23 protein-coding genes and 1 pseudogene are annotated in these 22,528 nt (G+C 70.4%); 7 read left to right on the top strand and 17 right to left on the bottom strand.

The annotated features are described in order from the left end of the window. Positions 1–247: 247 nt before the first annotated feature. The 5 genes from VJT49_RS12760 to nadD all read right to left on the bottom strand — a co-directional run bounded on the left by VJT49_RS12760 (position 248) and on the right by nadD (position 3,665). On the bottom strand, positions 248–1,105 hold the full coding sequence (locus VJT49_RS12760) for a DegV family protein (protein ID WP_324164988.1): 858 nt from the start codon (positions 1,103–1,105) through the stop codon (positions 248–250). A 61-nt stretch (positions 1,106–1,166) separates the two neighbouring features. Next, positions 1,167–1,901, bottom strand: a complete 735-nt coding sequence (gene octT, locus VJT49_RS12765; RefSeq protein WP_324164989.1) for a diglucosylglycerate octanoyltransferase — start codon at positions 1,899–1,901, stop codon at positions 1,167–1,169. Positions 1,902–1,910: 9 nt separating this feature from the next. Next, positions 1,911–2,522: a histidine phosphatase family protein gene (locus VJT49_RS12770; RefSeq protein WP_324164990.1), complete on the bottom strand. Its 612-nt coding sequence runs from the start codon at positions 2,520–2,522 to the stop codon at positions 1,911–1,913. Beyond that, positions 2,519–2,896, bottom strand: a complete 378-nt coding sequence (rsfS, locus tag VJT49_RS12775) for a ribosome silencing factor (RefSeq protein WP_324164991.1) — start codon at positions 2,894–2,896, stop codon at positions 2,519–2,521. Before rsfS ends, VJT49_RS12770 begins: the two co-directional genes overlap by 4 nt. A gap of 175 nt (positions 2,897–3,071) precedes the next feature. Further along, positions 3,072–3,665, bottom strand: a complete 594-nt coding sequence (nadD, locus tag VJT49_RS12780; RefSeq protein WP_324164992.1) for a nicotinate-nucleotide adenylyltransferase — start codon at positions 3,663–3,665, stop codon at positions 3,072–3,074. A gap of 248 nt (positions 3,666–3,913) precedes the next feature. Between nadD and VJT49_RS12785 the strand changes: the two genes are divergently transcribed. The 3 genes from VJT49_RS12785 (at position 3,914) to VJT49_RS12795 (ending at position 7,923) form a co-directional block, all read left to right on the top strand. Beyond that, positions 3,914–6,037, top strand: a complete 2,124-nt coding sequence (locus VJT49_RS12785) for a RecQ family ATP-dependent DNA helicase (RefSeq protein WP_324164993.1) — start codon at positions 3,914–3,916, stop codon at positions 6,035–6,037. Positions 6,038–6,127: 90 nt separating this feature from the next. Then, complete coding sequence (locus tag VJT49_RS12790; RefSeq protein WP_324164994.1) at positions 6,128–7,411, top strand: MFS transporter; 1,284 nt, start codon at positions 6,128–6,130, stop codon at positions 7,409–7,411. A gap of 65 nt (positions 7,412–7,476) precedes the next feature. Next, entirely contained in the window at positions 7,477–7,923 is a 447-nt protein-coding gene (locus VJT49_RS12795; protein WP_324164995.1) for a hypothetical protein, read from the top strand. Here the strand turns inward: VJT49_RS12795 and proB are convergent. The 5 genes from proB to VJT49_RS12820 form a co-directional block, all read right to left on the bottom strand. Next, positions 7,831–8,937, bottom strand: a complete 1,107-nt coding sequence (gene proB / locus VJT49_RS12800) for a glutamate 5-kinase (protein ID WP_324165013.1) — start codon at positions 8,935–8,937, stop codon at positions 7,831–7,833. The two genes, VJT49_RS12795 and proB, sit on opposite strands and share 93 nt — an antisense overlap. Beyond that, positions 8,934–10,406 carry a GTPase ObgE gene (gene obgE, locus VJT49_RS12805; RefSeq protein WP_324164996.1) on the bottom strand — a complete coding sequence of 491 codons (1,473 nt, stop codon included), beginning with the start codon at positions 10,404–10,406 and terminating at the stop codon, positions 8,934–8,936. The genes proB and obgE overlap by 4 nt, the downstream gene beginning before the upstream one ends. Before the next feature lie 91 nt (positions 10,407–10,497). Further along, entirely contained in the window at positions 10,498–10,752 is a 255-nt protein-coding gene (gene rpmA, locus VJT49_RS12810; protein ID WP_324164997.1) for a 50S ribosomal protein L27, read from the bottom strand. Between the two features lie 12 nt (positions 10,753–10,764). Beyond that, entirely contained in the window at positions 10,765–11,079 is a 315-nt protein-coding gene (rplU, locus tag VJT49_RS12815; protein WP_324164998.1) for a 50S ribosomal protein L21, read from the bottom strand. 313 nt (positions 11,080–11,392) lie between these two features. Then, on the bottom strand, positions 11,393–14,494 hold the full coding sequence (locus VJT49_RS12820) for an Rne/Rng family ribonuclease (RefSeq protein ID WP_324164999.1): 3,102 nt from the start codon (positions 14,492–14,494) through the stop codon (positions 11,393–11,395). 444 nt (positions 14,495–14,938) lie between these two features. Here VJT49_RS12820 and VJT49_RS12825 point away from each other — a divergent pair, with 444 nt between their 5' ends. Next, a complete protein-coding gene (locus VJT49_RS12825; RefSeq protein ID WP_324165000.1) occupies positions 14,939–16,228 on the top strand; it encodes a S8 family peptidase in 1,290 nt (429 codons plus the stop codon). Positions 16,229–16,232: 4 nt separating this feature from the next. Here VJT49_RS12825 and VJT49_RS12830 read toward each other — a convergent pair whose 3' ends face one another. The 4 genes from VJT49_RS12830 to ndk all read right to left on the bottom strand — a co-directional run bounded on the left by VJT49_RS12830 (position 16,233) and on the right by ndk (position 19,283). Beyond that, positions 16,233–17,057 (bottom strand): ABC transporter permease, encoded by an 825-nt coding sequence (locus VJT49_RS12830; RefSeq protein ID WP_324165001.1) that lies wholly within the window; start codon positions 17,055–17,057, stop codon positions 16,233–16,235. Position 17,058: 1 nt separating this feature from the next. Continuing rightward, the gene (locus tag VJT49_RS12835; RefSeq protein ID WP_324165002.1) at positions 17,059–17,862 is read right to left on the bottom strand and encodes an ABC transporter permease; all 804 of its coding nucleotides are present in this window, start codon (positions 17,860–17,862) and stop codon (positions 17,059–17,061) included. After that, the gene (locus VJT49_RS12840; RefSeq protein WP_414635928.1) at positions 17,859–18,764 is read right to left on the bottom strand and encodes an ABC transporter ATP-binding protein; all 906 of its coding nucleotides are present in this window, start codon (positions 18,762–18,764) and stop codon (positions 17,859–17,861) included. The genes VJT49_RS12835 and VJT49_RS12840 overlap by 4 nt, the downstream gene beginning before the upstream one ends. A gap of 108 nt (positions 18,765–18,872) precedes the next feature. Next, a complete protein-coding gene (gene ndk / locus VJT49_RS12845) occupies positions 18,873–19,283 on the bottom strand; it encodes a nucleoside-diphosphate kinase (RefSeq protein WP_324165003.1) in 411 nt (136 codons plus the stop codon). A 257-nt stretch (positions 19,284–19,540) separates the two neighbouring features. On the opposite strand from ndk, the gene VJT49_RS12850 reads away from it, so the two are divergent. The 3 genes and pseudogenes from VJT49_RS12850 to VJT49_RS12860 all read left to right on the top strand — a co-directional run bounded on the left by VJT49_RS12850 (position 19,541) and on the right by VJT49_RS12860 (position 20,466). Further along, a complete protein-coding gene (locus VJT49_RS12850) occupies positions 19,541–20,122 on the top strand; it encodes a TetR/AcrR family transcriptional regulator (protein WP_324165004.1) in 582 nt (193 codons plus the stop codon). 36 nt (positions 20,123–20,158) lie between these two features. Beyond that, positions 20,159–20,225: pseudogene (locus tag VJT49_RS35205) on the top strand (hypothetical protein); the annotation flags it as partial. A gap of 64 nt (positions 20,226–20,289) precedes the next feature. Further along, positions 20,290–20,466 (top strand): hypothetical protein, encoded by a 177-nt coding sequence (locus VJT49_RS12860; protein ID WP_324165015.1) that lies wholly within the window; start codon positions 20,290–20,292, stop codon positions 20,464–20,466. Here VJT49_RS12860 and VJT49_RS12865 read toward each other — a convergent pair. The 3 genes from VJT49_RS12865 to VJT49_RS12875 all read right to left on the bottom strand — a co-directional run bounded on the left by VJT49_RS12865 (position 20,405) and on the right by VJT49_RS12875 (position 22,506). Next, on the bottom strand, positions 20,405–21,061 hold the full coding sequence (locus VJT49_RS12865; RefSeq protein WP_324165005.1) for a hypothetical protein: 657 nt from the start codon (positions 21,059–21,061) through the stop codon (positions 20,405–20,407). The genes VJT49_RS12860 and VJT49_RS12865 overlap by 62 nt on opposite strands. Before the next feature lie 134 nt (positions 21,062–21,195). After that, positions 21,196–22,050 carry an SAM-dependent methyltransferase gene (locus VJT49_RS12870; RefSeq protein ID WP_324165006.1) on the bottom strand — a complete coding sequence of 285 codons (855 nt, stop codon included), beginning with the start codon at positions 22,048–22,050 and terminating at the stop codon, positions 21,196–21,198. Between the two features lie 78 nt (positions 22,051–22,128). Continuing rightward, positions 22,129–22,506, bottom strand: a complete 378-nt coding sequence (locus VJT49_RS12875; RefSeq protein ID WP_414635929.1) for a DUF4233 domain-containing protein — start codon at positions 22,504–22,506, stop codon at positions 22,129–22,131. Positions 22,507–22,528 lie beyond the last annotated feature (22 nt).

Raw genomic sequence — 22,528 nt, forward strand, 5'->3', positions numbered from 1 at the left:
AGCCGGCCCGCGCCGCCGGGTGGCCCCAGGCCGTCCCGCCGCGCGGCCATCGCCAAGCCGGCCAGCCGTGTGACGCCGTCACGTACCGGAAAGCCGGGAGATTCGGGGAAGGATTGCTCGAACACGCATTCGACGGTAGGAGGACCGGGGTGGCCGGGGAAGCGAAAGCCGCGGAAGGTGTGGACAAGTGGGGTGGTGTGGACAAGTCGCCCGTGGAGGGCGGAACCGGGCTTTTCTTGTCCGGGGGTTATGGCATGATGTCCGGCTCGCGCTGAATCACGACACCGATCACCCCGGGACCGGTGTGCGCGCCGATGACCGCGCCGAGCTCGGAGACCAGGCACCCGCCGAGCACCGTCAGCCGCTCCTCCAGCCGGTTGGCGAGATCCGCCGCCCGCTCCGGGGAGGCGAGGTGGTGCACCGCCACCTCGACCGGCTCGTCCCCGGCCGCATGAGCCGCGAGCTCGACCAGGCGCGCCATTGCGCGGTGCATGGTGCGGACCTTCTCCACCCCCCTGATCCTGCCGTTTTCGATGCCCAGCAGGGGCTTCACCGCCAGCGCGGTACCCAGCAGGGCCGCCGCCGCGCCGATCCGGCCGCCCCTGCGCAGGTATTCCAGCGTCTCCACCACGAACAGCGTGTCCGAACAGCGTGCCGTCGAAACCGCGGCCTTCTCCACCTCCCCGGCCGCGGCACCCTTCGCGGCCAGTCGCGCGGCATGCAGCGCGGCGAATCCGAGACCCATCGCGGTACTGCGCGAATCCACCACCCGCACCTGGTCCGAGCCGACCTCCTGGGCCGCCAGCACCGCCGATTCCCACGTGCCGGAGATCTCACTGGACAGGTGGACCGACACGATCGAATCCGCGCCGTCGGACAGCGCCTTGCGATAGACCGACGCGAATTCGGCGGGCGTCGGCCGTGAGGTGGTGACGATCCGCCGCTCCCCCAGCGCCTCGGCCAGGGCGAGCGGGCCCACGTCGATTCCGTCCAGGGCGGAGACCCCGTCGATCAGCACGTGCAACGGCACCACACCGACGGCGAACCGCTCGGCGAAGCCCTCAGGCAGATGGGCAGTGGAATCGGTGATCACGGCAACCGGCACGCCAGCCAGCCTACGGCGCCAAACCGCAGGCCACTCGCTACGAGACGCCTGGCCCCCGCCGTCAGCCGGATTTGTCCAGCAGCGGCCCGATCAGCGCGGCCATCGCCTTGCCCACCGCCGTGTGGCCCTCCCATCCCCAGTGCATCCCGTCCGGGTTACCCCGGCCGCCCAGCACGTGCTCGCCGACCACCGCGGACAGGTCGAGCAGCGGGACGCCCGCCTGGCCCGCCCACCCGGCGATCGCCGCGGCCGTCGCGTCGCGCCCGGGGTAGACGCTCCGGTAGGACGGCGCGCGGTGCACGCTGGGCAGTATGGCCACGATCGGCAAGTCCGGGCGGAGCACACGCAGGGCGTAAACGGACTTGCCCAGATAGTGCACGGTCAGCTTCTTCGGCAGCGCGACCGGGCGGCCACGCAGGGCCACCACCAGCCGCGGCTGGGCCGCCAGATAGGCCTTGCGGGCGGCGCGCCGCAACCAGGGCGGGCGAAGGTACCGCAACCCGGTACGCAGATAGGTGGGCAGTGGCGAGGGCAGCGGGTCCATGCTGCCCACCGCGAGCACCACCGCGTCCACGTCGCGCAGGTCGGCCCACACCCGCGGGTCGCCGATCAGGGACCACCACAGGTCGCGCGCGGTCCAGCCGAATCCCGCGACTAGGTCCGCATTGCCGCCCAGCGCGGCCGCCGCGACGTTCCCCCACAAACGTGGTTCGTCGGCCGCGCAGGGGCCGGCAGGTCCATGAAAGCTCAGCGAATCACCGAAGACCAGCAGCCGCGGCGGTTTCCGAGCCGTCATCCGGCGACGCTAACCGTGCATTCCGGCGTTGTACGCGTGCAGCCGCCAGGCCTCGTCCCGGAGGCCGAGCTCGACCCAGTGGCAGTTGCCGATCCCCCCGAGCTGTGGCCAGGTCTCGACCGGCAACGCCAGCAGCCGCGCGGTGAGCGCGGTGATCAGGCCGCCGTGCGCGGCCAGCAGCACGGTCTCCAGCTCTTGGGCGCCTTCCCGCAGGTCGGAGACGACCTCACCGGCCCGCTCGGCGACCTCGATCCGGGACTCCCCACCCGGTGGCGTCCAGGTCGCGTCCAGACGCCAGCGGTCACGCTCCCCGGGCCAGTCCGCGTCGACCTGCGCCCCGGTCAGCCCCTGCCACTCGCCGAGATGCGTCTCGCGCAGGCGCTTGTCGATGCGCAGCGGCACGCCCACGGCCTCGGTGAACACTGTCGCGGTGTCCGTGGCGCGGCGCAGGTCGGAGGCGATCACCAGGTCAGGCTCGAACCTGGCCAGCGCGGGCACCGCGAACCGCGCCTGGTTCCAGCCCACCGCGGTGAGCGCGGAGTCGATGTGGCCCTGCATCCGGCCCGTCGCGTTGTAGTCCGTCTCCCCGTGCCGCCACAGCACGAGGCGCCGCAAGCTCACTGGCTCGCCTCGGAGCCGAGACCCTGGACCTCGATACGCGGGCAGTCCTTCCACAGCCGTTCAAGGCCGTAGAACGAGCGTTCCTCGTCGTGCTGGACGTGCACCACGACGTCGACGTAGTCCAGCAGCACCCAGCGCCCTTCCCGCGCGCCCTCGCGGCGCACGGGCTTGTGCCCGGCGACGCGCAGCTTCTCCTCGACGTGGTCCACGATCGCGCCGACCTGCCGTTCGTTCGGCGCGGACGCGATCACGAACGCGTCGGTGATCACGAGCTGCTCCGACACGTCCAGCACGACGACATCGGTCGCCTTCTTGTCGGCCGCCGCATGTGCGGCGACGGTCGCCATGTTTCGCGCCTGGGACGTCGCTGCCACTCCTGCTCCCTCACGGCTTGGAGTCTGTCGGTTCAACGAGGGTACCCGGCGGGGCCAGCGACCGTTCCGACGAGGCGCTCGAGATCTTCCGGGGGGCCGGTGGTCTTCGCCGCGGCCGCCGGCGTGCTCGGCACGGCGTGTCAGGCACGGACGGGGCCGGTCGGCGAGCCTTCGGCTACTCGGGCTTGCGGTAGAGCCCTCGCTTGTAGATGTAGCGAACGACCCCGTCCGGCATGAGGTACCAGATCGGCTCGTCCCGTTCGACGCGCTCACGGCATCCCGTGGACGAGATGGCCATCGCGGTGACCTCGACCAGACTCACCTTGCCGGTGGGCAGATGGTGGTCGTTGAGCCGGTAGCCGGGCCGGGTGACGCCGATGAAGTGCGCATAGGTGAACAGTTCCTCCGCGTTGTGCCAGGTGAGGATCTGTTCGAGGGCGTCGGCACCGGTGATGAAGAACAGCTCGTCCTCGGGGTACTCGCGGTGCAGGTCCCGGAGCGTGTCGACGGTGTAGGTCTCACCACCGCGGTCGATGTCCACCCGGCTGACCGAGAACACCGGGTTCGACGCCGTCGCGATCACCGTCATCAGATAACGGTCCTCGGCCTTGCTCACCGTGCGGCCGGACTTCTGCCACGGCTGCCTGGTCGGCACGAAGATCACTTCGTCGAGATCGAACCGGGACTGGACCTCACTGGCCGCAACGAGGTGTCCGTTGTGTATGGGATCGAAGGTTCCGCCCATGACCCCGACGCGACGTGGTGACATGCTCTGCAGACTAACCAGGGTTTCCGCGTGGGCCCCTTCCGGTGCGGTGGAGGGCTCACGCGTCGCTCCCGCCGGAAATCCGAGGGGAACCTCCGGTGGCGACCGGTTCGCCCCGGTCAGCAAGGGGACAGTCGGCCAGGCATCATGTCGCGACCCTGCGTAGTGTGGTCCATCACATTACGTGCGAACGGACCGTTCGCACACCGCTGGAAGCGGGATTGTCGGTCTGATGCGGTAGACGTGTTCTCATGGACCTTCACCTGCTCCGAACCCGCGCCGAGACGGTGCTCCGCGCGCTCGCCGGCCCCGCCGCCGTGCTGCGCGAGGACCAGTGGACCGCCATCGAGGCGCTGGTCGCGCACCGTCGCCGCGCACTGGTCGTGCAGCGCACCGGCTGGGGCAAATCCGCCGTGTACTTCCTGGCGACCGCGTTGCTGCGAGCACGGGGCGCCGGGCCGACCGTGATCATCTCGCCGTTGCTGGCCCTGATGCGCAACCAGATCGCGGCCGCCGCCCGCGCCGGGATCCGGGCCGCCACCATGAACTCGGCCAACCCGCAGGAGTGGGTCGAGGTGCAGGACCGGATCGGCGCCGGCGACCTCGACGTGCTCCTGGTCAGCCCGGAACGGCTCAACAATCCCGATTTCCGTGAGGCCGTGCTGCCCAAGCTCACCACCACGGCCGGGCTGCTCGTGGTCGACGAGGCGCACTGCATCTCCGACTGGGGCCACGACTTCCGCCCCGACTACCGCCGCCTGCGCACGCTGCTCGCCGGCCTGCCCGACGGCGTCCCGGTGCTCGCGACCACCGCCACCGCCAACGACCGGGTGGTCACCGACGTGGCCGAGCAGCTCGGCCTGCGTGAACGCGCGGGCCCGCCCGGGGACCACGGCACGCTGGTGCTGCGCGGCCCGCTCGACCGGGAGAGCCTGCGTCTTTCGGTCGTCCGGCTGCCCACCGCCGAGCAACGGATCGCCTGGCTGGCCGGGCAACTCGCCGAACTGCCCGGCTCGGGGATCATCTACACGCTGACCGTCGCTGCCGCCCATGACGTCGCCGGCCTGCTGCGGAACCAGGGGTACGAGGTCACCGCGTACACGGGCAAGACCGAGCCCGCCGAACGCGAGGCGGCCGAGGACGATCTGCTCGCCAACCGGCTCAAGGCGCTGGTGGCGACTTCGGCGCTGGGCATGGGCTTCGACAAGCCGGACCTCGGGTTCGTCGTCCATCTCGGCGCCCCGTCCTCGCCGATCGCCTATTACCAGCAGGTGGGCCGGGCAGGGCGCGGTGTCCAGCGGGCCGAGGTGATCCTGTTGCCCGGCAAGGAGGACAGCGAGATCTGGAGCTACTTCGGTTCGCTCGCCTTTCCGGACGAGCAGCGGGTGAACCAGGTGCTGCGCGCGCTCGCCCGGGCCGGCCGTCCACTGTCGACGATGGCGCTGGAGCCGTTGGTGGAGCTCTCCCGGTCCCGGCTGGAGATGGTGCTCAAGGTGCTCGACGTGGACGGCGCGGTGCGCCGGGTGCGCGGCGGCTGGGAGGCCACCGGCCAGGACTGGCAGTACGACGCGGAGCGCTACGCGCGGGTCAACGAGGCACGGTCCGCCGAGCAGGCGGCGATGCTGGCCTATCAGGACACCATCGGCTGTCGCATGGAGTTCCTGCGCAGGCAGCTCGACGATCCCCATGCCGAGCCGTGCGGGCGGTGCGACAACTGCACGGGAGAGCATCGGAACGCCGAGATCCCGGCGGAGGTGGTGGCGGCCACCGCGCAGCGGCTCGCCCAGCCCGGCGTGGACCTCCCGCCCCGCCGCCAGTGGCCCACCGGGCTCGCCGCGCTGGACGTCCCGCTGTCCGGCCGGATCGGCAAGGCCGAGCAGGCGGAGACCGGCCGGGTGCTCGGGCGCCTCACCGACGTCGGCTGGGGTGCGCGGCTGCGCGAAGTCGTCGGCCGCACCGCGCCGGACGGGGAGCTTCCCGATCCGGTGTTCCAGGCGTGCGTTTCGGTGCTCGCCGCGTGGGACTGGTCGCGTCGCCCTGTCGCCGTAGTGGCGCTTCCCTCGGGGCAACGGCCGCGGCTCACGCACGAGCTGGCCACGCGGATCGCGCAGGTGGGCAGACTGCGCTTTCTGGGCACGCTGGAAACGGCGGGCAGCGCGCCGCGCAGGGCGAACAGCGCCCAGCGCGTCGCCGATCTGTGCCAACGATTCGTCCTGCCGGACGACCTCGCCGCGGATCTGTCCACTGTGGATGAACCGGTGCTGCTTGTGGACGATCTCGTCGACACGGGCTGGACGATGACGGCCGCGGCGCGGCTGCTGCGGCGCGCGGGCGCCCCCGCGGTCCTGCCGTTCGCACTCGCCAGCACCAACTGAAGCGGCTTCCCCCCAGCGCGATCGGATCTTTCATCGAAGGGAGGTGGTATGGCAATGTCTTACCCGACCGCACCCGCGGGAGGTGTCACCATGGTCGACTCGAAGCTCGAGGTCAAGCACCGGCTGCCGGTGCGCAAGTTGTTCGCGGCCAGCGTCGGGAACGCGCTGGAGTGGTTCGACTGGACCATTTACGCGACCTTCAGCATCTACTTCGCGACCGCGTTCTTCCCTTCGGGCAACGATGCGCTCGCACAGATCAACACCTTCGCCACCTACGCGCTCGCGTTCTTCTTCCGGCCGCTGGGCGGCCTGCTGCTCGGCCGGTTCGCCGACGTGCGGGGCCGCAAGCCCGCGATGATCCTCACCATCAGCCTGATGGCGGGCGGGTCGGTGGTGATCGGCGTCCTGCCCACCTTCCATCAGGTCGGCTGGCTGGCGCCGGTCCTCCTTCTGTTCGCCAGGGTCGCGCAGGGGTTGTCCCTCGGCGGCGAGGTGTCCAACGCCTCGGCGTACCTCGGTGAGGTCGCGCCCCCGCGGTGGCGTGGCCGGTACTCGTCGTTCTTCTACATCTCCACGGGCTCATCGGTTCTGCTGGCCTCGGTGCTCGGCTTCGTGCTGGCCCGCACGATGGCCAAGGCCGATCTCAACGCCTACGGCTGGCGGATCCCGTTCCTGCTCGGCGGCGTCCTCGGCGTGATCGGGCTGTGGTTGCGCCGGAGTATCGCCGAGACCGAACAGTTCGAGCAGAACAAGACGCGCGCGAAGCGGGTCAACCGGCCGCTGCTGACCACCCTGCGGGAACATCCGAAGGCGGTCGGCCAACTGGTCGGCATCACCATGCTGTCCACGTTGTGCTACTACACGTTCTTCAGCGCGCTTACCCCGTTCGCGGTGAAGACCAGGCACGCCGGGGACGTCGACGTGTTCCTCGCGCTGTCCATCGGCACGGCGTTGTTCGTGCTGCTGCAGTACCCGTTCGGCATGCTGTCCGACCGGATCGGCCGCAAACCACAACTGCTTGCCTGGGCGGCGGCGATGGCGGTGCTGATCGTGCCACTGTCCGCTTTGATCCGTCCGGGACTCGGCTCGCTCATCGTCGTGTTCTGTGCGGGGCTCGGCATTTACGCGGCGATGACCGCACTGGCACCGGCGATCATGAGCGAGCTGTTCCCCACCGAACTGCGCGGCCTCGGCATCGGCGCCTGGTACAACCTCACGGTGGCCACCTTCGGTGGCACCGCACCGCTGGTCATCAACGCACTCTCCGCGGCGGGCGCGTCGACGCTGTACTTCTGGTATGTCGTGGCGGCCGCGTTGATCGCGTTCCTGGTGATCCTCAGCCTCCCGGAAACGCGCGGCAGCGAGCTCTCCTGAAAACCGAAGGGAAAAGATCGACCGGGAGACCATCGAACGCCGGCCATCGGTGAAGGACGGAACGGATGAAGCACGGCAGCCCGGAATTCGCGGCCATCGCGGACCGCTGCACGATTCTCCGTACCCAGGCTGGGTCTGATGCGCACGGGACATCGATCACGCAGGGTGTGGATCTTCTCGAGTCCGGGCGTATCACGGTGCCGATACCCGAGCCGTGGCTCGGCCGGATCAGGGATCTCCGTCAGGGGAAGAACACCCAGCAGGAAGCCATCGAGGTCGGCGCGGAACTGGAGGCCAAACCGCTTCGCCTGGTGGACACATCGGAGCTGCCCAAGGTTCCCGACGAGAGTCGAGTCGACAAGTGGCTGTATGACGCCTACGAGCAGGTTCGGGCGTCGCCCGACGCTTGGTCGCAGGCGTCAGCGCAGCGGAACGAGGTCGTCGGCGTGCACGACTTCGCGCCGTTGCTCGGCGGGGAGTTCGTGGGTGGACCGGCCGATCAGCCCCGGTAGCTCCGTGGCGTCGAAGGCGACGACGCCACGGGCGACCACTCGCTGCGCCGGGCTCACCAGCTCGACCACGTCCCCGGCCTGGAAATCGCCGTCCACCCCGACGATGCCGGCGGCGAGCAGCGAACGCCTCCGCCGCACGACCGCGGCGACAGCGCCGTCATCGAGGTGCAGACGACCCGTCGTGCCCGCCGCGTAGCCGAGCCAGAACCTCCGGGCCGACAAGCGGGAGTCCGCGGCGGTGAACGCGGTGCCGACGTCGGCGGCGGTCAGCGCGCGTGCCGCCTCCGACGCGGCGGCGAGCAGCACGGGAATCCCCGCCGCGGACGCGGTCCTGGCCGCGGCGAGCTTGGACACCATGCCGCCGGTGCCGAGCCCGGAGCTGGACATGCCCACCGTGATACCGTCCACATCGGACTCGCCGGCCACTTCGGCTATCTTGCGAGTCGCACCGGAGCGGGGATCCCCGTCATACAGCCCGTCCACATCGGACAGAAGGACCAGCGCGTCGGCGCCGACCAGGTGGGCGACCAGCGCGGCCAGCCGATCGTTGTCGCCGAACCGGATCTCCTCGGTGGCGACCGTGTCGTTCTCGTTGACCACCGGCACCGCACCCAGCGACAGCAGCCGGGAAAACGTTCGCTGGGCATTGCGGTAGTGCGCGCGCCGGACTACGTCGTCGGAAGTCAGCAGCACCTGCCCCACAGTCAGCGAATACCGGCCAAAGGACTCGGCGTAGGCGTGCGCGAGTGCGAGTTGCCCGACGCTCGCGGCGGCCTGCTGGGTGGCCAGGTCCCGCGGCCGCTTGCCCAGCGCGAGCGGGGCCAGCCCTGCCCCGATCGCACCACTGGACACCAGCACCAGCTGGCTGCCCTGGGCGATCCGGCCCGCGATCGCGTCGACCAGCGCGTTCAGCCTGCCCACATCGAGTCCAGCACCGGCGGTGGTCAGCGCCGAAGACCCGACCTTGACCACCAGCCGCTCCGCGTTCGCGACGGCCTTCCTCGCCACGCTCACCATTCGTCGTCCACTTCGGAGGGCTCGTCTCCGGCGTCCTCCCCGGGAACCCCATCCCGGCGGATGCGGCGGGCGTCCTTGCGCTGGGCCGCGGTCACCCGGCTGTGGTCCTCGAGGCGGACATCCGTACCGCGACCGGCGAAGTACGTCGCGACGCCCGGCGTGGACGGCTCCCAGTCGAACGTCATGTCGCCGATGGTGACCGAACAGCCCGGTTCCGCGCCGAGGCGAGCCAGCCCCTCTTCCACGCCGAGCCGGTTGAGCCGGTCGGCGAGGTACCCGACCGCCTCGTCGTTGGCGAAGTTGGTCTGGCGCACCCATCGCTCGGGCTTGGCACCGCGCACGATGAAACCGCCGGGCTCGTCCGGGTCCGGCTCGACGACGAAGCCGCTGTCGTCGACCGCGTGCGGCCGCAACACGATTCGCTCTGCTTCCGGCACCGGCTGCTCGGCCCGGTACTTCTCCACGATGCTTGCCAGGGCGAAGCTGAACTCTCTCAGGCCCTTGCGGGAGGCAGTGGACACTTCGAACACGGGCAGTCCGCGCGCCTCGATGTCCGGCTTCACCAGTTCGGCCAGTTCGGCGGCCTCGGGCACGTCCACCTTGTTCAGCACGACCACGCGCGGCCGCTGGGCAAGATCCCCGCCCAGGCCCGGCGTGTACCGGGCCAGCTCGGTCTCCAGAGCGTCCACATCGGACAGTGGATCGCGGCCGGGTTCGTAGGTGGCGCAGTCGACCACGTGGACCAGGACCGCGCAGCGCTCGATGTGCCGCAGGAAGTCCAGACCGAGTCCGCGACCTTCGCTCGCTCCAGGGATGAGGCCGGGCACGTCGGCGATGGTGAACACCGTCTCGCCCGCGGTGACCACGCCGAGGTTGGGCACGAGCGTGGTGAACGGGTAGTCGGCGATCTTCGGCTTGGCCGCGGAAAGCACCGAGATCAGCGACGACTTGCCCGCGGACGGGAAGCCGACCAGGCCGACGTCGGCGACCGAACGCAGCTCCAGCGTCAGGGTACGGGCCTGGCCCGGCTCACCGAGCAGTGCGAACCCAGGCGCCTTCCGCGCCCGGGACGCGAGCGCGGCGTTGCCGAGCCCGCCGCGGCCGCCCTCGGCGGCGACGAACGTGGTGCCGGCGCCGATCAGGTCGGCGACGACCTCACCGTCCTCGTCGAGGACGAGCGTGCCGTCGGGCACCTTCAGCTCCAGGGTTTCCCCGGCCGCCCCGGCGCGGTTGCCGCCCTGGCCCTGCTTGCCGTTCCCGGCGGTCGCGTGCGGGCGGAAGTGGAAGTCGAGCAGGGTGTGCACGTTCGGGTCGACGACGAGCAGCACGTCACCGCCGTTGCCGCCGTTGCCGCCGTCGGGGCCGCCGAGCGGTTTGAACTTCTCGCGGTGCACCGAGGCACATCCGTTCCCGCCGTCGCCGGCGGCCACCTGGATCACCGCTCGGTCAACGAATCGGGACGCCATTCTTACCTCTCACGATCAAAGGTCGGCAAACACAAAAACGGGCGACGAGGTCCGCGCATTCCGCGGACACCCGTCGCCCGTACCCGCCAGATCAGCTGGCAGGGACGATGTTGACCGTCTTGCGGCCACGCTTCGTGCCGAACTCGACCGCACCGGCGGCGAGGGCGAACAGCGTGTCGTCGCCGCCACGGCCGACGTTCACGCCCGGGTGGAACTTGGTGCCGCGCTGGCGGATCAGGATCTCGCCCGCCTTGACAACCTGCCCCCCGTACCGCTTGACACCCAGGTACTGAGGGTTGGAGTCGCGGCCGTTACGGGAGCTGGATGCACCCTTCTTGTGTGCCATTGCTCAGCTCCTTTACTTGCTGATTCCGGTGACCTCGACGAGGGTCAGCTTCTGCCGGTGACCCTGCCGCTTGTGGTAGCCGGTCTTGTTCTTGAACTTGTGGATCCGGATCTTCGGACCCTTGGTCTGCTCGACGACCTTGCCGGTGACCGAGACCTTCGCCAACGCGTCGGCGTCCGTGGTGACCTCGCCGCCGTCGACGTACAGCACAGCGGGGAAGGTGTGCTCGGTGCCCGGCTCGCCCTCGAGCTTCTCGACCTCGACGACGTCGCCGACGGCCACCTTGTACTGCTTGCCGCCGGTCTTGACGATCGCGTACGCCGACACGGAAGTCTCCTGCTTACTCGACTATGGGTGGGGGCTCGCGCCCGGCCCGCTCACTGGCGGTCCGATGGTCGCGCCATGGTGGCCCGCGCGCTGCGGACCGTATGAAAGCTTATATGCCACCCCGGCCACGGCTGAGGCCGGGGTGGACTAAGGAGATCTGGGGGCGTGCCCCCACGCGTCTTCTCGGATGCAAGCCCCCAGAAGACAGGGCAGCTAGCCCGCACGTGAGCCGCTGGCCTGCGGTGACACCCAGGAGATCATCTTGGTGCAGCCCGCTGACCAGCCGAAACGTGTCCATGTACGGAGAACGGGGCTAGCTCTGGTCGGAGGCGTGTACCGGCGGGCCCGCTGGACGCGAAGCCACCCGCCGCGCGCGGCGGCGCACGGACCGCATGGGCGGAGCCGGCGCCTCGGAGGCGGGTTCGGCCGCACTGGATTCAGCGGCACCGGACTCGACCTCGGCGGGCTCGGCCGCCCCGGGTTCGGCCACTGCGGGCTCCGCCGCCACGGGTTCGGCCGCCGGAGGTTCCGTCGCCTCGGCTTCGGGTGCCCCGGCTCGCGCACCCTCGGGTTCGGCTGCTTCAGGTGCCTCGGGTTCGGCCACCTCGGCCTCGTCCGGCACGGGTTCGACCTGCGCAGGTTCGGAGACCTCAGGTTCGGCCACCGCGGATTCCGACGCCTGGGGCCACGCGGCCGCTTCTGCGACCTGGGACTCCGCCGGCCGGGGTTCGGGCTCCGACCCGGTCGGGGCATCAGCCGCACCGGACAGCGTCTCGACGCCCTGGGCGGCGTCGGGAACGGCTTCCGCAACCGGTTCAGGCGTTTCGGCCCTTTCCGGCGCGGGCGCGGGCTCCACCGGTCCGGGAGGTTCCGGCGCGCGACCGTTCAGCGCGGCCATCCCCGGCCGCTCAACGGCCTCCGTGAGCTCCCCGGTCGGCACGGAGCCGGCAACGGGAGCCGGCTCGGCGGGCTGCTGGTCCTTCGCGGTGTCCTTGCCCGAGGAGGCCAGCTTCGCCGCGTTCGCCATCGCCTGCACGGCCGAGACCACCGACTCCCGCCGTTCGGGCGTCCGGCCGGCGGTCTCGGCACGGGTCTCCGCCGGGGCCTCCTCGACCTTGCCGCGGCCCCGCGAGCGGCGCGAACCGTGCTGGTGACCGCCGGCGCCCGCGCCGTTGCCCCCGTTGGTCCGCTGGGGCTCGGTGGAGATCACCACGCCCCGGCCCTTGCAGTGCTCACAGGTCGTGGAGAACGCCTCCAGCAGCCCGGTCCCGACCTTCTTGCGGGTCATCTGCACCAGGCCCAGCGACGTCACCTCGGCCACCTGGTGCCGGGTGCGGTCCCGACCGAGGCATTCGGTGAGCCGCCGCAGCACCAGCTCGCGGTTGGATTCGAGCACCATGTCGATGAAGTCGATCACGATGATGCCGCCGATGTCGCGCAGCCGCAGCTGACGCACGATCTCCTCGGCCGACTCGAGGTTGTTACGGGTCACCGTCTCCTCGAGGTTGCCGCCGGAGCCGGTGAACTTGCCGGTGTTGACGTCGATCACGGTCATCGCCTCGGTGCGGTCGATGACCAGGTAGCCGCCCGAGGGCAGCCAGACCTTCCGGTCCAGTGCCTTGGTGATCTGCTCGTCGACCCGGTAGTCGGCGAACACGTCGCCGGTACCGACATAGCGCTTGACGCGTTCGGTGAGGTCGGGCGCGACGTGCTGGACGTAGGCGTGAATGGTTTCCCACGCGTCGTCGCCCTGCACCTCGAGCTTGGCGAAGTCCTCGGTGAACAGGTCGCGGACGACCTTGACCAGCAGGTCGGGCTCCTCGTAGAGCATGGCCGGCGAGCCGGACTTCTTCGCCGCGGCCGCGGCCGCCTTCTCCTTGATGACCTCCCACTGCACCTTCAGGCGCCGGACGTCACGCTCGAGCTCCTCCTCGCTGATGCCCTCGGAGGCGGTCCGGATGATCACGCCGGCGTCCTCGGGCACGATCCGCTTGAGGATGTCCTTGAGCCTGCGCCGCTCGTTCTCCGGCAGCTTGCGGGAGATGCCGGTGGCGCCGCCTGCCGGGACGTAGACCAGGAAGCGGCCGGGCAGCGAGATCTGGGTGGTCAGCCGCGCGCCCTTGTGCCCGACCGGGTCCTTGGTGACCTGGACCAGCACGTTGTCGCCGGTGGACAGGGCCTGCTCGATCTTGCGGGACTTGCCCTCCAGGCCGGCGGCGTCCCAGTCCACCTCACCGGCGTAGAGCACGGCGTTGCGGCCGCGGCCGATGTCGACGAAGGCCGCCTCCATCGAGGGCAGCACGTTCTGCACCCGGCCGAGGTAGACGTTGCCCACGATCGAGCCACTGCCCGACGAGGTCACGAAGTGCTCGACGAGCACGCCGTCCTCGAGCACGCCGATCTGGGTGTTGTCACCGCGCTCGGCGACCAGCATGGTCCTCTCGACCGACTCCCGGCGGGCCAGGAACTCGGCCTCGGACAGGATCGGGGCGCGCCTGCGCCCGGCCTCGCGGCCGTCCCGGCGCCGCTGCCGCTTGGCCTCCAGCCGGGTGGAGCCACGGACGCTGCGCACCCCGTCGGACTTGCCGCCGTCCTTCTTCTCGGTGTCGGTCTTGGCCTCGCGGACATGCACCACCGTGTTGGGCGGATCGTCGGTGGTCTCGGTGGCCGCTTCCTCGTCGGCGCTCTTGCGGCGGCGCCGACGGCGCCGACGGCGGCTGACGCCCTCGGCGGCGTCTTCGCTTTCCTCGGCGTCTTCGCCCGGCTCGCCTTCGGGCTCGGCCTGGTCTTCCTCGTCGGCCTTGGCGGTTTCTTCGGGCGGCTCGTTCTCGCCGGCCGAGCTTTCCTCGCCGCCCCGGCCCCGGCCACGGCCCCTGCGGCCGCGACGGCGACGGCGACGGCCTCCGGCGTCGTCGTCCTCGCCCGCTTCGGCATCCTTCTCCTCCGGCTCGCTGAGCTCGGCCGGGGTTTCGGCCACGGGCTCGGGCCGTGCGGGTGGCGGCTCGGGCGGCAGGAACAGCGGCGACGGCGCGGCGAACACCGGCGCGTGGACCATCGGCCGCACGGCGGGTTCCGGCTCGGGGGCAGGCTCGGGCTCGGACGCCGCCGCCGGTTCCGGGTCGGGTCCGGGCTCCGGAGCCGCCGTGGGTTCCGGGTCTGGTGCGGGCGGCTCGGGCTGCCCGGCAAGGGCTTCGGCGACCCTGATGGCCGTGTCCCGGGGGACGCTCGACTGCGCGCTGCGGGCGGGCTCACCCAGTTCGGTCAGTTTCGCCAGCACGTCCCGGCTGTTCGAACCGAGCAGCTTGGCCAGGGCATGCACACGCACCCGCGGGGGTAGTTCGCCGAGTGCGCTCCCGGGTGTGGGTGTGGCGAGGTTCCCGCCGGTGCCTTCGGCGGGCGTGTCAACGTTCGACATATGTCTCCTCCGCCCCCGGGCGCGTCTACCGGCTCCGCGAGCTGGCAGACGCGGCCGCGCAGGGGCACTTTCTCTGTCTGTTCCGCTGTGGTGGTCACCGGCAGCGGGAATCCTGTGCCTCTCTCACCACGACGGCGCCGGGCTGGCCCGACTGCCCGTCACGGCAGGTCCGCTCGGTGGCCTGCCAGCCGGGCTTGCGGCTTTCCGCAAGCCGCCTCCCACGTCCGTCGAGCCGCCCGCCCGGGCGGCGACCTGGGGCTCTTCCAGCACGTCACCGGGCCGCCGGCGCCTTGTCGGCGCAGCGGCCGACTTGAGTATCCCACACGATGTGGGGGACACGGCGTGCTCGGTGCACGAGCCCCTCCGGGCGAACTTGCGAACTCCAAGTTGTCGGGCCCCGGCCGGTGCCCTAGCGTCCGCCGTAATTCCCCTGCTGGAGGTGCTGTGGCCATGTCGGGCCGGTCGCTGGCGACGGCGGCCTGTGCCGTGCTGGTGGTGGTTTCCGCCCAGGTTCCGGCGGCGTCCGCCGAACCGTCCCCGTGCACCGCGGCCGGGCGTGTCGGGCCCTATCTGGTGCTCTTCGACCGGAACACCCCGCAGTACGTGGCGGCAAGCCAGGTCGCCAACGCGTGCGGGACCATGACCGGCTACTACCCGCAGATCGCGGTGGGCGTGGCGAAAGGAGATCCGGGTTTCGCCCGGCGGTTCGGCGAGGACCGCGCCTTCGGTACTCCCCCGGCGGCCACCGCGCCCCGTCCGAAGGTACGCTCGACCGATCCGGCCGACGTGCCCGGCGTGGACCGCACCGCCGAGGAATGGGACCTGGACGCGGTCGGCGCCCGGCACGGCACGGGCAGCCCGGCGGTCGTGGTCGGGGTGCTCGACTCCGGCATCGACCCGGCGCACCCGGAGCTGGCGCGGGCAGTCGCGCGGAAGGACTCCGCCGGATGCCTGACCGGCGTGCCCGACAGCGGCTGGGCGCCGACCACCTCCCCGCACGGCACGCATGTCGCGGGCATCATCGCCGCCGCCCGCGACGGCCAGGGCACCACGGGCGTCGCGCCCGGGGTCCGGGTGGCCTCGATCAAGGTGATCGACGACGCCGGCCGGGTCACCCCGGAAGCCGTGGTGTGCGGGCTGGTCTGGGCGGCGGAGCATCACCTGCCCATCACCAACAGCAGCTTCTCCGTCGAGGGCGTGTCGTGCACGCAGAGTTCGCCGGTGGTGCGTGAAGCACTGGCCCGGGCAGTCGACTACTCGTCGGCCGCGGGAACCCTGAACATCGCGGCGGCCACCAACGACGGGGTGAACCTCACCCGATGGTCGGCGTGCGCGGCGCTGCCGGCCGGGCTGCGGGACGTCATCGCGGTGTCGGCGGTCGGGCGCGACGGGGTGAAGGCCGGCTACAGCTCCTACGGGCTCGGGGTGGTCGACCTCGCGGCGCCGGGCGGCGACGGGAACGACTGCGTGCTGTCCACGGTGCCCGGCGGGTACGCGTCACTGTGCGGGACGTCGATGGCGGCACCGCACGTCAGCGGCGTGGCCGCGCTGCTGGCTTCGGAGCACCCGGACTACCGCGCGCCCCAGTTGCGCCGGGCGCTGGAAACCAGCGCCCGGCCGATACCGTGCCCGGCCGACTACGACCTCAACGGCGATGGCCTGCAGGACGCCTTCTGCGCCGGATACACCGGCTACAACGGTTTCTACGGCCACGGCTTGGTCACAGCGCCCTGAGTGGTCATCGCAGCAAAAGCCGGCTGAGCCGGTGATAGGCGCCGTACAAACCGATGCCCGCCAGGCAGGCCAGGTACGCGACGTGGCCGAGCATGCCCGGCGTCAGGAAACCCACCGAGAGATCCCGCATCAACTCCACCCCGTGGTAGAGCGGGAAGCACTGCACGATGACCCGGATCGGGCCGGGATACACCGACAGCGGGTAGAACGTCGTCGAAAACAGGAACAGGGGCATCACGGCGAGCTGGATGAAGTCGAACTGGGACGGCGACTTCAGGAAGGTCACGCACGCCATGCCGACCGCCGCGAAGGCGAACGCGACGAGCAGCGCGACCGGGATCAGCAGTACCGCCCACGGGGAGGCGACCAGGCCCATCGCCGCCATCACGCCGAAGAACGCGACCGCGTAGATCCCGCCCCGCAACACCGACCAGGAGATCTCGCCGATCGCGATGTCCAGCGGGCCGATCGGGGTGGCCAGCATCGCTTCGTAGGTCTTGGCGTAGCGGAGCTTGAAGAACACGTTGAACGTCGAGTCGAAGATCCCGCCGTTCATCGCCGAGGAAGCCAGCAACGCGGGGGCGACGAACGCCACGTAGCTCATCGGCCGGCCGCCCGGCCCGGTGACCTCCCCGACCAACTGGCCGAAACCTATGCGGAACGCCATCAGGTAGAACAGCGGCTCGAACACGCCGGAAACGAAGACGAACCACGCGCGCGAGTACGCCAGCATCGATCGCTCGACGAGCTTGCTCGCCCGCCCCGCGTACAGCGCGGGCGGCAGGACGCGCAGCAGCAGCCCCCTACGCCCTTGGTCGAGAGCAACCACGTCAGACCACCAGCCGCCGGTAGAAGTACTTGCGCGACAACAGGACTCCCACCGCCAGCACCCCGGCGAGGAACGCGGTGTGGCCGAGCGCGGGCAGGGGCCCGAGACCGCCCAGCGTGGCGCCGCGGGCAAGCTCGTTTCCGTGCCACAGCGGGGAAATCCAGGCCAGCCAGCGCAGGGCGAGCGGAATCTGCTCGATCGGGAAGAACGTGCCGGCGAACAACGTCATCGGCATGACCACGAACCGGAACACGGCGCTGAACCGGCTTCCCTCGTCATAGGTGGTCGCGGCCAGCGCGGTGACCGGCGCGGCGCAGGCGAGCCCGGTGAACACGCCGACCGGCACGACGAGCGCGGCGCCCGCGTTCAGCCAGGCACCGAAGGCCAGCGCGATCACCGCGTACACCGTGCTGGACAGCAAGAGCCGCAGGCCCACCCAGGCGAGATGGCCGCCGAGCAACTGCCCCGGGGTGACCGGGGTGGCGGTCACCGCGAGATAGTCCTTCTGCCATTTGAACCCCGACAGCACCGGATACGTCGATTCCCCGACCCCGTACTGCATCGCCGCCGCGACCAGGAGCGCGGGCGCGATGTACTGGACGTAGGACAGCCCGCCGGTGGCGGGACCCGGCCTGACCTGGGAACCGAAGCCCAGGCCCAGCGCGGCGAGGAACAGCACCGGCTGGAGGCCGGTCGAGTACAGGTTGGACCGCCAGTACCGGCGGTACCACGCCCAGTTCCCCTCGACCCGGAGCCAGGCCGCCCGCCACGAACCCACCACGCGGCCGGAGGAGTGCACGCTCATTCGTTCAGCTCCCGGCCGGTGAGGCGGAGGAACACGTCCTCGAGCGTGCTGCGGCGGACCAGGCTGGACAACGGGCGCACACCACGTGCATGCACGCCTTCCAGCGCGGCCTCACCCACGGCCGTGTAGAGCAGGATCCGGTCGGGCAGCACCTCGACCCGCTCGGCGAGACCGGCCACGTCCGGCACCGGCTCGCCGGGCGAAAAGCGGAGTTCGAGCACCTCCCGCGTGGAGTACCGGGCGATCAGCGCGGCGGGCGAGCCCTCCGCGACGATCCGGCCGCCGTCCATGACCACCAAGCGGTCGCAGAGCTGCTCCGCCTCGTCCATGTAGTGCGTGGTGACGATGAGCGTGACGCCCTCGGCCTTGAGCCGGAACAGCCTGTCCCACAACAGGTGTCTCGCCTGCGGGTCGAGGCCGGTGGTCGGCTCGTCGAGCAGCAGCAGCTCGGGGTCGTTGACCAGTGAGCGGGCGATGGTCAGCCGCCGCTTCATCCCGCCGGAGAGCGGCTCGACCTCGTCGTCGGCGCGATCGGACAGCTGGGCGAACCGCAGCAGCTCGGCCGCCTTGCGCCGGGCATGGGCACGGGAGAGCCCGAAGTAGCGGCCGTAGACCTGGAGGTTCTGCCGAACGCTCAGCTCGACGTCCAGATTGTCCTGCTGGGGCACCACGCCCAGCCGCGCGCGGATGCGGGGCCCGTCGACGCTCGGGTCCATGCCGAGCACCCTCAGTTCCCCGTCAGAGCGCGGCGACACGCTCGCGATCATGCGCATGGTGGAGGATTTCCCCGCGCCGTTGGGCCCGAGAAAGCCGAACGCCTCCCCGCGGCGGACCTCGACGTCGATCCCCCGCACCGCTTCGAACTCGCCGAAGCGCTTCACCAGCGCCTTCGCCTGCACCATGGCCGGTTCTTCGTCCACATCCTGCACAGTAGGACGAGGCACCGACAATCTTCGAATCTTTTGCGCACCCGACCCGGCCGAAGCGGGCTCACGCGCCGGGGAAGAGCGTCAGAGCTCGGGGAACCAGAGCTTGAGTTCGCGCTCGGCGGACTCGGGTGAGTCCGAGCCGTGCACCAGGTTGTCCTGGATCTCCAGCGCGAAGTCACCGCGGATCGACCCCGGCGCCGCCTTGCCGACCGGGTCGGTGCCGCCGGCCAGCTGGCGGAACGCGGCGATCGCCCGCGAGCCCTCCACCGCGAGCGCCACCACCGGGCCCGAGGTGATGAACTGGACCAGGTCCTCGAAGAAGGGCTTCTCCTTGTGCTCGGTGTAGTGCTCCTCGGCGACCTCGCGCGACACGGTGCGCAGTTCCAGGGCGGCCAGTGTCAGCCCCTTGCGCTCGATTCGCGAAATCACCTCGCCGACCAGGCCGCGCCGGACGCCATCGGGCTTGACCAGGACCAGGGTGCGCTCACTCACGACGGTGTTTCTCCTTTACTGCATCGGTGCAGCGATTCTAGTCGCAGCGCGTAGCGCTTCCGTCGAGGGCGGTGGCAGGCGCCAGGAAGGGGCTGTCTCGCGGAGCGGCTCCGTTGAGGGTGGCGGTGGAAACAGGTGAAAAATGACTGCTCTCGTCGATAACGTCGACAAGCCCGCTTCACAAATTGAAGAGCACTGAGCCATTTTTGCGTGCTTGGCATACTTGCGCGTCACGCAAAAAACGCTACCGTGGCCGTGTGGGACTGCGGGAGCGGAAGAAGGAGGAGACCCGGCACGCACTCAGCGACGCGGCGCTGCGGTTGGCCGTCGAGCGCGGGCTGGAGAACGTGCGGGTCGAGGACATCGCCGCGGCGGCGGACGTCTCACCGAGGACGTTCAACAACTACTTCTCCAGCAAGCGGGAGGCGATCGTCTGGCGGGCCGCCGAGCGCACCCTCGGGCTCGCCCGTCAGCTCCGCGAACGTCCGGTGTCGGAGCCGCTCTGGGACGCGATCACCCAAGCGGCGCTCAGCCAGCACCGCACCGCGCGAACACCTGACGAAAAGTGGCTTTCCGGTGTCCGGCTCGTCCTTGGAAGCCCGGCGCTGCAAGGCGAATTCCTCAGGAGCCATCACACGGCCGAACTGGAACTGACGGCCGCCATCGCGGAACGCACCGGCACCGATCCCGAGCGGGACATGTCCCCGCGCCTCATCGCGGGCGCGGTCGGCCTGGCCAACCAGGTCGCCACCGAGTACTGGCTCGAGGCGGACCCGCCCGTCTCCATCGAGAACCTGCTGCGCGAGGCGCTCTCGTTGCTGCGGAAGGAGGTTTCGTGAACCCCGACGTCGTCAGCCGGAGGCGGGCCGAACGGCCTGTTCCTGGCCTGCGAACCGCGGCTCGCCGGGGTGAAACCCGTTGTGCTGGAACGGCTTCGGGAGCTGTCCGCGCTCCCGAAAACCAACGGCCACGCGGCCGACCAAGTCGAGGCCGTCGAAGCGATCGCATCGATTTCGTCGCGGCCGGGTGCGCCGAGGCACCCACCGAAGCGGTGTTGATCCGCCCCGACGGGTACGTGTGGTGTGGGTCCGGGGGCCGGGGAGACGGCTTGGAGGAGGCGCTCACGACGTGGTTCGGGGTACCCGCCACAGCGCGGCCGCCAGCCACAAGCAGCCGAGGGTGACCAGCAGTCCGTGCGCCAGCCGGAGCGGCATCGGCAGGTAGAACTGCGGGAGGAACAACGAGAACCCCACGGCGAACACGATCCCGCCGGACCGGGGCCGCAGGCCCGACCGCCAAACGGCCACGGCGGCGAGGATGCCGCTCGCGGCGACAAGCAGCAGGCCCGCGGCGAACATGGTCGCGGCGGCGGGCTGGAAGCGCATCGCCTCGACGGCGTCCATCAGCGCCGGGTTGCCGTCAGCCAGCGCCCGGACACCGATCGTGTGGCCGCCGAAAACCTCCGCGCCGTAATAAGGCAGCGTGAGGCCCACCCCGGTCAACCCGGTCAGGAGCGCGGCTCTGGCCGGGCCCGTTCCGCCGATCGCGAACCTCAGTGCCAGCAGTCCCAACGCCACCAGGATGAACCCCGCGATCGCGGCCAGGTGAGCGACGAGCCACGCCTGCGACGCCATCGCCACCGCGTCGTCCGACCACGGGCGCACCGCGGGGTAGACGGTGAACAGCACGCCCGCGACGCCGAGTCCGATCGCGCCCGCACGGGCACCCCGGACGTCGGCGCCGGGGGCATCCGTTCCGGGGGTGGCGAGTACAGCCATGGTTTCCTCCATGAGCGCTAGTCGTATTCGAGAGCACTGATCTCGACAGGACACAGCATCACGGAAACCTGCAGATAAAGTCAAGAGCACTGCTCTCACTTGCTCACAGTGTTCTCGGCTGTTCTCGGCTGTTCTCAGGTACTCGGTCTGGGCTTGCGGGCGACCCCGGCCAGGATGCGGGTACGCTCCGGGTGCCCGGACGAGATCGTGCCGGCGTCGGGGTGCCAGGCCGGCGCGTAGACCAGGCCGGGTTCCTCCAGGACCCAGTCGCCAAAGAACCGGGCGAACTCCTCGGAGGTGCGACCGCGCCCGGGGTTCGTGGTGCGCTCGTAGTAGGCGGCGACCTCTTCCATACCCTCCCGCTCCGCACTGTCCACCGGGTTCTGCATGGTGACGTGCGAGAGCACCAGCATCGAGCCGGGCGCCAGCCGGTCGCGGTAGAACTCCAGCGCCTTGCCGGGTTCCTGGTCGTCGCCGATGAAGTGCAGGACCGCGTTGATCACCAGGCCGACCGGCTCCCGCTCGTCGATGACACCCGTCTCCAGCACCCGTTGCCACAGGTCCGGCGCCTGGAGCAGATCACCGGCGATCGCGCGATGGCGGTGCGGGTCGGCCGTGTCGGCCAGCAGCACCTTCGAATGCGCCAGCGCGATCGGCTCGTTGTCGATGTAGACCACCCGGGTGTCCTCCTCCGGGCGGGCGGCGTCGGCGACCTCGTGCACGTTCCCCTGCGTGGGCAGGCCCGACCCGATGTCGACGAACTGCCTGATCCCGGCGAGCGCGCAGTACCGCACCGCGCGGCCGAGGAACTGGCGGCAGGTCCGGGCCGAATCACCGAACTTCGGCAGTTTCGCCAGGACCATCTCCGCGAACTCACGATCGATCGCGTAGTGGTTCGTGCCGCCCAGGAAGTAATCGTAGACCCGGGCGGCGGACGGCCGGTCGATACTGCCTTCCAGCGCTCTCAGCACCTCGTCGTCACCCGTCATAGTGGGAAATCATCGCACAAACAGTTGAGACCACTGCGGACAGTGGACAAAGTGAAACGCGCTGTCCGTCGGCTGGGACTATCCCGCCGGACGTTGCTGGCTGGGCAGGCGGCCCTGCGCCATCCGGCGCGCCACGTCCCGGCGGAGCCACAACGCCCACAACCAGAAAGCCAGGAAAAGCAGGCCGATGACCGCCACCGCGGGCAGCGAGACCACCAACGCGATCAGGACGAGTTGGAGTGCCAGGATCACCGGCACGATCCACGACCGCTTCAGCAGCCCGCAGCAGGCCACCAGGGCGACCGCGACGGCGATCACCGTCCAGCCGCCGAAGGTACCCACTCCCCCGCCCAGGCGGGCGACCACCGGCACCGCGAGGCCTACCGTGATCGCCTCCAGGACCAGCACGCCCGCCATCACGCCACGAAAGGACTTCATCGGGTCCTTCGCGGGCATTACCTGTTCGTCGCTCACACCG

This window comes from Amycolatopsis sp. (assembly GCF_035276945.1).
In the GTDB taxonomy this organism is placed as follows: Bacteria; Actinomycetota; Actinomycetes; order Mycobacteriales; family Pseudonocardiaceae; genus Amycolatopsis_E.